General features: G+C 68.3%; 8 protein-coding genes. 3 read left to right on the plus strand and 5 right to left on the minus strand.

The features are described 5' to 3' along the window. Positions 1-268: 268 nt before the first annotated feature. Together QH276_RS31575 and QH276_RS31580 are read right to left on the minus strand one after the other, a co-directional pair. Complete coding sequence (locus QH276_RS31575) at positions 269-2,059, minus strand: acetyl/propionyl/methylcrotonyl-CoA carboxylase subunit alpha (RefSeq protein ID WP_280400324.1); 1,791 nt, start codon at positions 2,057-2,059, stop codon at positions 269-271. A gap of 294 nt (positions 2,060-2,353) precedes the next feature. Next, entirely contained in the window at positions 2,354-3,214 is an 861-nt protein-coding gene (locus QH276_RS31580) for a sulfurtransferase (protein WP_280400323.1), read from the minus strand. Between the two features lie 167 nt (positions 3,215-3,381). Here QH276_RS31580 and QH276_RS31585 point away from each other — a divergent pair, with 167 nt between their 5' ends. After that, complete coding sequence (locus QH276_RS31585) at positions 3,382-4,338, plus strand: helix-turn-helix transcriptional regulator (protein WP_280406995.1); 957 nt, start codon at positions 3,382-3,384, stop codon at positions 4,336-4,338. Here the strand turns inward: QH276_RS31585 and QH276_RS31590 are convergent. The 3 genes from QH276_RS31590 to QH276_RS31600 all read right to left on the minus strand — a co-directional run bounded on the left by QH276_RS31590 (position 4,270) and on the right by QH276_RS31600 (position 7,018). Continuing rightward, positions 4,270-4,917 carry a Maf family protein gene (locus tag QH276_RS31590; RefSeq protein ID WP_280396523.1) on the minus strand — a complete coding sequence of 216 codons (648 nt, stop codon included), beginning with the start codon at positions 4,915-4,917 and terminating at the stop codon, positions 4,270-4,272. The two genes, QH276_RS31585 and QH276_RS31590, sit on opposite strands and share 69 nt — an antisense overlap. A gap of 19 nt (positions 4,918-4,936) precedes the next feature. Next, positions 4,937-5,266 carry an acyl-CoA carboxylase subunit epsilon gene (locus QH276_RS31595; protein WP_280396522.1) on the minus strand — a complete coding sequence of 110 codons (330 nt, stop codon included), beginning with the start codon at positions 5,264-5,266 and terminating at the stop codon, positions 4,937-4,939. A 111-nt stretch (positions 5,267-5,377) separates the two neighbouring features. Then, entirely contained in the window at positions 5,378-7,018 is a 1,641-nt protein-coding gene (locus QH276_RS31600; protein WP_280396521.1) for an acyl-CoA carboxylase subunit beta, read from the minus strand. A gap of 263 nt (positions 7,019-7,281) precedes the next feature. Here QH276_RS31600 and QH276_RS31605 point away from each other — a divergent pair, with 263 nt between their 5' ends. Further along, complete coding sequence (locus QH276_RS31605) at positions 7,282-7,464, plus strand: hypothetical protein (RefSeq protein WP_280406996.1); 183 nt, start codon at positions 7,282-7,284, stop codon at positions 7,462-7,464. A gap of 80 nt (positions 7,465-7,544) precedes the next feature. After that, positions 7,545-8,342, plus strand: a complete 798-nt coding sequence (locus QH276_RS31610; RefSeq protein WP_280400365.1) for a biotin--[acetyl-CoA-carboxylase] ligase — start codon at positions 7,545-7,547, stop codon at positions 8,340-8,342. Positions 8,343-9,097 lie beyond the last annotated feature (755 nt).

Raw genomic sequence — 9,097 nt, forward strand, 5'->3', positions numbered from 1 at the left:
GAGCACACCGGTGCGGTCCTCGTGAGCACCGGCAACCTCTATGGTTACGGTCCGGTGGAGGGTGCGATGACCGAGGATCTCCCGTTGCGGCCTACATCGGTCAAGGGCAGGGTGCGAGCGGAGCTGTGGACCGCCGCGCTCCGCCGCCCCGGCGCGCGGGGGGCCCCTGTCGGCCACCCCCCCCCCTGTGCGGGCGACTGTGCACCCAGTGTTGGCCCAGTTGTCGGCGTGCCGTCGCACGCCTGTTCGCGGGCGAACCGCCCGGCCGCTACTTGATCTCGGCGAGCACGGTGCCCTGGGTGATGGCGGCACCGGCCGCGACACTCAGTCCGGTGACCACACCGGCCTTGTGCGCGTTCACCGGGTTCTCCATCTTCATGGCCTCGAGCACCACGATCAGATCGCCGGCCTCGACCGACTGGCCTTCCTCGACGGCGACCTTGACGACGGTGCCCTGCATCGGCGCGGTGACGGCGTCACCGGACGCCGCGCCGCCGCCGGCGCCGCCCCGCTTACGCGGCTTCGGCTTCTTGCGGATCGCGCCGCCACCGGTCGCGGGCGCACCCGAACCGACCGAGAACTGGCCCGGCAGTGAGACCTCGACCCGCCGGCCGCCGACCTCGACCACGACCTTCTGCCGCGGCTCGTCGTCCTCGTCGGCCTGGGCGCCGCCGGTGAACGGCTCGACGGTGTTCTTCCACTCGGTTTCGATCCACTTGGTGTAGACGTCGAACGATTCGCCGTTGCCGACGAACGCCGGGTCCTCCACGATCGCCCGGTGGAACGGGATCACCGTGGCCAGACCCTCCACGTGGAATTCGGCCAGCGCTCGCCGCGCCCGCTCCAGCGCCTGCGTCCGGTTCTCACCGGTGACGATCAGCTTGGCGAGCATGGAGTCGAACTGGCCGCCGATCACGCTGCCGGCCACCACGCCGGAGTCGACGCGCACGCCGGGGCCGGTCGGCTCGCTGTAGGCGGTGACCGGGCCCGGAGCGGGCAGGAAGTTGCGGCCGGCGTCCTCGCCGTTGATCCGGAATTCGATGGAGTGCCCACGCGGAGTGGGATCCTCGGTGATCTCCAGTTTCTCGCCGTTGGCGATGCGGAACTGCTGGCGGACCAGGTCGATACCCGAGGTCTCCTCGGTGACCGGGTGCTCGACCTGCAGGCGGGTGTTCACCTCGAGGAACGAGACGGTTTCGCCCTGCACCAGGTATTCCACGGTGCCGGCGCCGTAGTAGCCGGCCTCCTTGCAGATCCGCTTGGCGGAGGCGTGGATCTCGGCGCGCACCGCGTCGCTCAGGAACGGGGCCGGGGCCTCTTCGACCAGCTTCTGGAAGCGGCGCTGCAGCGAGCAGTCGCGGGTGCCGGCGACGATCACATTGCCGTGCTTATCGGCGATCACCTGCGCCTCGACGTGGCGGGCCTTGTCCAGGTACTGCTCGACGAAGCACTCACCACGACCGAAGGCGGCCACGGCCTCACGGGTGGCCGATTCGAACAGTTCGGGGATCTCTTCGATGGTGTGCGCGACCTTCATCCCGCGACCGCCGCCACCGAACGCGGCCTTGATCGCGACCGGCACGCCGTACTTCTTCGCGAACTCCACGACCTCGTCGGCGTTCTTCACCGGGTCCTTGGTGCCCGCCGCCATCGGCGCGTTCGCACGCTCGGCGATATGGCGGGCGGTGACCTTGTCGCCGAGGTCGCGGATGGACTGCGGGGAAGGCCCGATCCAGATCAGCCCGGCATCGAGGACGGCCTGGGCGAAGTCGGCGTTCTCGGAGAGGAAACCGTAGCCGGGGTGGATGGCATCCGCGCCGGACTTGGCCGCGGCGTCGAGGATCTTGTCGAAGACCAGATACGACTCGGCCGAGGTCTGCCCGCCCAGGGCGAACGCTTCGTCGGCGAGCTTGACGAAAGGCGCGTCGGCATCGGGTTCTGCGTAAACCGCGACACTGCCGAGGCCGGCGTCCTTGGCCGCCCGGATAACGCGGACGGCAATCTCGCCTCGGTTAGCTACGAGTACCTTCGTGATCCGCGCGCTGGCATGGCTGGGCACTGAGCCTCCTGTTGCAATCTCTGTGGTCGCTGTGCGGGATGAGCCGCGCCTCGGCTCCGCTCCCGCGGATCGGGGTCCGCCGGTCCTTCCGTGGATCGGATCGCTTCGTGGGCTCCGCTTCCGTGGGGTCGGATCCGCTGCGCGGGCTCCGCGCCCGTGTCGACATGTGTGTCTCCCGGGCGAGTGTAGGCAGTCTGCCAACAATGACGGAACTCGGATAGCCCTACTGGGCAGTAGGTGCCACATCACACTCACGGCGTGACAGGGGTGCGGGGAGTCACAAGGGGCCGGTGCTCACCCCGCGCCACCTGTGGCGATAGGCATACGAACGGAATTGCCCCACTCCGTCCAGGAGCCGTCGTAGTTGCGGACGGTAGGGCAGCCGAGCAGGTATTTCAGTACGAACCAGGTGTGGCTGGACCGTTCGCCCACCCCGCTGTAGACGGTGAGCGGGTCGGCGGTGGTGAGATGCCCGTAGATCGCGTCGAGTTCACTGCGCGGGCGGAACCGGCCGTCCGGGCCCAGGGCGCTGGACCAGGGGATATTGACGGCGGTCGGGATATGCCCGCCGCGCAGCGCCCCGCGGGCGGTGTCGTCGGAGAAGCCGGCGAACTCCTGCGGGGAGCGCACGTCCACCAGCGCCGTGCCGAGATGTTCGAGGACGTATTCCCGGAACGCGCGGACGGTGGCGTCGTCGCGATGGGCGCGGGGATACCGGCTGCGCGGGTGCTCGGGAGTTTCGAACACCGTGTCGCGGCCCTCGGCGATCCAGGCCTCGCGGCCGCCGTCGAGCAGACGGACATCCCGGTGGCCGAACATGGTGAAAACCCACAGCGCGTGCGCGGCATGCGAGTTACCGTCATTGCCGTACAGCACGACGGTGTCGTCGTATTCGATGCCCTGGGCACACATGAGTTCGGTGAACCGCTCACCGTCGATATAGTCACGGGTCACCGGGTCGTCGAGATCACTGCGCCAGTCGAGCTTGCCGGCCCCCGGAACATGGCCTATGCCGTAGAGGAGGACGTCGGCATTACATTCGATGATCTTCAGACCGGGGGTACCGAGGTTTGCCGACAACCATTCCGTGGTTACCAATCGGTGTGGGTAAGCATACGAGCCGAAGGCGGGATATGGGTCCGGGGCGACGGGCACGTTCGGGGTCCTTCACAGGAGGCGGGCAGTGCTGACGACAGGTTCGAGCCGCACTGTGCATAGTAAGTGTGACTTGACGTGAACTTGTTGCAGAGCACAAAGTCGGTGCAATGGGCGTTTTAGCCGCATACGGCTCCGATAAAGTCTCCCCGAAGGAGGGGTGAGCTATGTCCGACTCTTGGCCGCGGCGGCGCCTTCTGGCGATCCTCCGCAGCGCGAGCGTTCCCCTCGACGCCCAGCAACTGGCGCAGATCACCGGCCAGCATGTTACGACGGTGCGCTTCCACCTGGATATTCTTACCCGGGAGTCGCTGGTCCGGCAGTTTCAGCAGCCCCCGCGGGGCCGGGGCCGGCCACGGATCGGCTATCGCGCGGTACAGCGCAGTATCGGCTACCAGGATCTGGCCCAGGCATTGGCCGATCAGCTCGGCCCCGATCCCGAGCGGCAGGCGGCGGCCGGAATGGCCGCGGGCCGCGCCTGGGGCGGCAAACTCGACACCTCCGGCGACCCCGTCGAATCCGTACGCGACGCCAAGGACCGGACCGTTTCGCTGATGTCGGAGCTCGGCTTCGCCCCCGAACGCGATACCTCCGCCGGCCGCGACGCCGATGACGCCGCGGTGATCCGGTTGACGGCCTGCCCGCTGCGTGATCTCGCCCGTACCCATACCGAGGTGGTGTGCGGGGTGCACCGCGGTCTCCTCGCCGAACTACTGGAGCGGTCGGGTGCCGAGGGGACGGTCGAGGCCGAACTCGTGCCGTTCGTGGCCGAGGAGGTCTGTGAGGTGCGGTTGCGGCGGGTGCTACCGCCACCGGATGCCCCGGCGAGCGGCGAGCAGCATCAGGTCGTGCCGCGGCCGGCGCCGGGACCGATCGATCCGGCGGCCGGGCGCGCGGGCCGGATAATGCGGGCTTCGGGCCAGACCGTCCCGGCGGCGAGCCAGCTGCCGCCGCCTTCGGCCGCGCGCGACACCGGTCCGTTGCCGGGTGCGGCGGGTGCGTTCACCCCCGCGGTGCGGCAGCAGAGTGGCCGGGTGCTGCGTCCGGCGCCGGTATCAGGGCCGGCCGGCGGCCCACAGTTCGGCAATGCCGACGCCCACTTCCTGGAGCAGCCGGCGCAGTAGCGGGAGCCCGATACCGACGACGCTGGACGGGTCGCCCTCGATCCGGTCGACGAACCAGCCGCCCAGGCCGTCCAGGGTGAACGCGCCCGCGACCTGTAAGGGTTCACCGGTGGCGATATAGGCGTCCAGTTCGACCGGGTCCGGTTTACCGAAGTGCACCGTGGTCGCGCTGCAGTCGACGGCCTCGGCGGTAACGGCTCCGGCCTGGAGCCGGAGCACGCAATGGCCGGTCACCAGATCGGCGTAATGGCCGGCCATGGCCTGCCAGCGGGCCTCGGCGACCTCCGGGGTATGCGGTTTGCCCTGCAGCGTGCCGTCGATCAACAGCATCGAATCGCATCCGACCACGACCAGATCGTCGCCCGGCCCGGGGTGCTCCGCGGCGAGGGAGGTGGCCACCGCGTGTGCTTTTGCCCGCGCCAATTCCACGACGATCTGCCGTGGTCCGGTATCGGCGGGGAGCGCGGCCGCCACGGCGTCCTCGTCCACATCCGATATCCGGACGATCGGTTCGATACCGGCGGCGCGCAGCACCGACCGGCGGGCCGGGGACGCGGAGGCGAGGACCAGCCGGGTCACGTGTGGGTTCTCCTGGGCGTCAGAAACGCAGATTCGACAGCTGCGGGTAGGAGTAGGGCGAGAACGGGGAGCTGCCGCGATGCAGCAGGGTCGGCCGGCCCCACAGATCCAGCGGCCCGTCGTCGGCGGGCGCCGCGGACGCATCCGCGGCCGCCGCGGCGAATACGCAGACCAGCGCGGCGATCTCCGCGTCGCTGGGCGAACCCTTCTCGATGACGAGGAACGGCCGGCCGTCGGCGGCTTCGGCGGCAGGGCGCACGTTTTCGCTCGCGGTATCGACCGCCAGATCCCCGGTGGCGAGGTCCAGTTCGGCTGCGGCCAATACTTCTTCTTCTGCCACAATCGTCACAGTGCCAGATCCTCTCTCTTACCTCGATCGGGCTCGCGTAGTTCGGGCCGATCGCCTTACACCGATCGCGTACCCGGAATCAGTGTGCGGCCTACAGAGCCTATCGCCGGATCACAGTGGGATGTTGCCGTGTTTCTTCGGCGGAAGGGTCACCATCTTGCGTTCGAGCAGCCGCAGGGCGGATACGATCTGGCCGCGCGTATGCGACGGCGGGATCACGGCGTCCACGTAGCCGCGTTCGGCGGCGACGTAGGGATTGACCAACGTGTCCTCGTACTCGTTCTGCAGCTCCAGCCGCAGTTTGTCCACGTCAGCGCCCTCTTTGGCGGCCTCGGCGAGACGTTTGCGGTACACGAAGCCGACCGCGCCGGAGGCGCCCATCACCGCGATCTGGGCGGTGGGCCAGGCCAGGTTCACATCGGCGCCCATATGCTTGGACCCCATGACGTCGTAGGCGCCGCCGTAGGCCTTGCGGGTGATGATCGTGATTTTGCCCACAGTGGCCTCGCCGTAGGCGTAGAGCAGTTTGGCGCCGCGCCGGATGATCCCGTTGTATTCCTGGTCCGTGCCGGGCAGGAAGCCGGGGACATCGACCAGGGTGATGATCGGGACGTTGAAGGCGTCGCAGGTACGCACGAAACGCGCGGCCTTCTCCGAGGCGTCGATATCGAGGCAGCCGGCGAACTGGGTGGGCTGGTTGGCGACGATACCGACGCTGCGGCCGTCGACCCGGCCGAAGCCCACGATGATGTTCATGGCGCGCTCGGCCTGGATCTCCAGGAATTCGTCGTCGTCGAGCAGCCGCCGGATGACCTCGTGCATGTCATAGGGCTGGTTCGGCGAATCCGGGATCAGGGTGTCGAGTTCGAGGTCTTCCTCGGTGAGCGAATCCTCGATCGCGCCGGTGATCGGATCCGACGCCGGGAACCGCGGCGCCTCGGCGCGGTTGTTGCTGGGCAGGTAGGACAGCAGATCCTTGACGTAGTCGAGGGCGTCCTGCTCGCCGGAGGCCACATAGTGCGCCGTTCCCGACTTCACCATATGGGTGTGGGCACCGCCCAGCTCCTCCATGGTGACCTCTTCGCCGGTGACCGTCTTGATGACGTCCGGGCCGGTGATGAACATCTGGCTGGTCTCGTCGACCATCACCACGAAGTCGGTGAGCGCGGGGGAGTACACATGCCCGCCCGCGGCGGCGCCCATGATCAGCGAGATCTGCGGGATCACGCCGGAAGCCTGGATATTGCGGTGGAAGATCTCGCCGTACAGGCCGAGGGAGACGACGCCCTCCTGGATCCGGGCGCCGGCGCCGTCGTTGATACCGATCAGCGGCCGGCCGGTCTTGAGCGCCAGGTCCATCACCTTGACGATCTTCTCGCCGTACACCTCGCCGAGGCTGCCGCCGAACACGGTGGAATCCTGGCTGAAGATGCAGACCTCGCGGCCGTCGATGGTGCCGTAACCGGTCACCACGCCGTCACCGAGCGGGCGCTGCTTGTCGAGACCGAAGTTGACGCTGCGGTGCCGGGCCAGGGCATCGAGTTCGACGAAAGAGCCCTCGTCGAGCAGGGCGAGGATGCGTTCCCGGGCGGTCATCTTGCCCTTGGCGTGCACCTTGTCGACCGCGGCCTCGCCCATCGGATGCTGGGCCTCTTCCAGCCGATTCCGCAGGTCAGCCAGTTTGCCGGCGGTGGTGTGGATATCGGGCGCACCTGCCGAATCCGGCGTGGGCTGCTGCTGGACACTCGTCATGGCTCGGAGTGTAACCAGAGCCCTCTCGCTCTGTTAACCCAGATCTCGCTACTGGTGAGTAGACCTCGGTGCCGAAAACCCCAGGTGAGTCGGTCGCCGCAGGTCATTATGTGTACCGGGAATCGCGGTGCGGACAGGTCACAACAACACGCGGGTGCCGCTGTGACCGGTGGGTGGCGATTAAATCGCTTTCCCGTCCGATACCTTACGCAATACCCTTGCAGCAGGCCAATTTTGGCGGCAGAGAGGGGAGGTGATCTGCAATGTGGCATTGGACCACTCGTACCGGGCAGTATCCGGAAGCCGTGGCGTTCACGCGGCGGGTGGCCGAGCCGGAACCGACGGTCACCGAACGGGTTCCCGAAACAGAAACCGAAACCGGGGAAACGGAAGCCGAGGATATCCGGGGCGGAGTTTGCGCCGGGCACTTCGACCTCGCCGGATAGTTTCCCCGGCCGTCCCGCGGGGGAGGCGCCCCCGCGGGGGGCGGGACCGCCCCCCGAACCGGCCCAGTAACCTGCCCGGGGTGAACAGGCCACCGTTGGATATCGAACGTTTGCGGCGCGCGCTCACCGAAACCCCGGAACTGGCATTCTTCACCGGGGTCGAGGTGGTCGAATCGACCGGCTCCACCAACGCGGATCTGCTCGCCAGAGCCGGCGACCCGGAAGCCGACCGTCTCGTGCTGCTGGCCGAGGCCCAGGAACAGGGCCGCGGCCGGCTCGCCCGGCAGTGGGCAAGCCCGCCCCGCGCGCAGATCTCGCTGTCGATGCTGGTGCGCACCGACGGGCTCGATCCCGAACTGCTCGGCTGGTTACCGCTGCTCACCGGGACCGCGGTGGTCGACGCCCTGCGGTCGGCGACAGGGGTACCGGCCACCCTGAAATGGCCCAACGATGTACTGATCGAGGGCCGCAAGATCGCGGGCATTCTCGCCGAGGTCGCCGCCGGACCACGCCCGGCCGTGGTGCTGGGGATCGGGGTGAACGTGAGCCTCGGTGCCGGCGAACTGCCGGTTCCGCACGCGACCTCGCTCACTCTGTGCGACGTCCCCGACCCCGACCGCACCGAACTGGTTCTCGCGCTGCTCACCGAATTCGCCCGCCGCTACACCACCTGGCGCGATTCGGGCTGGGACACCACCGCACTCGCCGACGCCTACCGCGAACGCTGCGCGACTCTCGGTACCCCCGTCCGCGCCGAACTCCCGGGCGGTGGACTGCTCACCGGTATCGCTCGCGATATCGACGCCGCCGGCCGCCTCCTGATCGGCGAGGAAGCCGTCGCCGCCGGAGATATCACCCACCTGCGCCCCAATGAGTGAAAGGTGGCCGAGCGACTCCCGGAACCGTACGCGTCCCGTCGCGGCCGGTTGGATGCCTACCGGGCCCGCGGCGGCCCACATAACCCTGAACCGAGCGGGTCCGACGCCGCCGACTCCGGCGAGGCCCTCGCAGGCCGCCGTAACCCCGGAACCGGACGTGCCCAGCAGCGCGGGCGTGGCTCATCAGGCACTCGCAGCCACAACCCCGGAACCCGAATCCGATCGCAACCACGGCAGCGCTGAACCCCGCGAGGCCCTCGGAGTCACACATAACCCCGAAACCGGAGGCGACCACGCAGCACCGAGCCCGGTGACGCCCCCAACGGCCACAATCCCGGATGCAACCACGGCAGTGCCGAGTCTTACGAGGCCCTCGCTGGTTCGCATCACCCCGGAACCTGGACGTGATCACGGCGGTGCCCAGTCTTACGACGCCCTGAGCGCTTCACATAACCCCGCAACCGGACGCGACTACGGCGGCGCCAAGTCAAGCAAGGCCCCGGATGTCCGCAAGACCCGAACCCGGACCCAACCACGGCGGTGCCGAGTCTCACTAGGCCCAGAAAGGTTCACGTAACCCAGAACTGGACGCGACTACGGCGGTGCCGAGTCTTACGAGGCCCTGCGAAGTCCGCATAATCCCGGAACCCAGCGCGACCACGGCGGTGCCGAGTCTTACGAGGCCCTTGGAGGGTTCGGCCCGTCCCTGCTGTCAGCGCTCGATGCGATGCGGCGCAGCCGCGAGTGTCGAGCGC

It is taken from the genome of Nocardia carnea (assembly GCF_029869215.1).
Lineage (GTDB): Bacteria > Actinomycetota > Actinomycetes > Mycobacteriales > Mycobacteriaceae > Nocardia > Nocardia carnea_B.

What these genes read in the sequence shown, in the direction of transcription:
- QH276_RS31585 (WP_280406995.1), top strand. Translation starts at nt 3,382, where the DNA reads ATGTCCGACTCTTGGCCGCGGCGGCGCCTTCTGGCGATCCTCCGCAGC.
- QH276_RS31600 (WP_280396521.1), bottom strand. Translation starts at nt 7,018, where the DNA reads ATGACGAGTGTCCAGCAGCAGCCCACGCCGGATTCGGCAGGTGCGCCC.
- QH276_RS31605 (WP_280406996.1), top strand. Translation starts at nt 7,282, where the DNA reads ATGTGGCATTGGACCACTCGTACCGGGCAGTATCCGGAAGCCGTGGCG.